Origin of the sequence: Viridibacillus soli, from assembly GCF_016612995.1 — a bacterium.
Classification (GTDB): domain Bacteria; phylum Bacillota; class Bacilli; order Bacillales_A; family Planococcaceae; genus Viridibacillus; species Viridibacillus soli.
In genome coordinates this window covers 1-494 of record NZ_JAEOAH010000099.1, presented here as the reverse complement: position 1 = coordinate 494, position 494 = coordinate 1, and the positions used below count along the sequence as shown (strand labels likewise).

At 36.6% G+C, this 494-nt stretch carries 1 pseudogene; it reads left to right on the top strand.

The annotated features are described in order from the left end of the window. Positions 1–494, top strand: a pseudogene (locus tag JFL43_RS22165) (IS5/IS1182 family transposase); the annotation flags it as partial.

Below are 494 nucleotides of genomic sequence, written 5' to 3'. Positions count from 1 at the left end.
TCGGTTTATTAGACTTGTTAATTGGAAAAACGGTTGAAATCGCACTTGAAAAGAAACTCATTAAAAGTAATACCATTATTGTGGACGCCACGCATACAAAAGCACGTTACAATCAAAAGTCACCAAAAGAATTCCTACAAGAAAAATCAAAGAATGTCCGAAAAGCTGTCTATAAAATCGATGAATCCATGAAAGAAAAATTTCCTAAAAAAACAACTTCTAACGAAGTAACAGATGAGTTAGTCTACTGTGAAAAAGTCATTGAAGTGATTGAAAAAGAACCACAGCTAGCTCAAGTACCAGCTGTGAAAGAACGTCTCAATACATTAAAGGAAATCGTGGGTGACTATCAACATCACCTCCAATATTCGGCAGATACAGAGGCACGTGTTGGTCATAAATCAGTCGACTCGTCTTTCTTTGGCTACAAAACGCATATTGCGATGAGTGATGAACGAATTATTACAGCGGCAACCATTACAACAGGTGAAAAA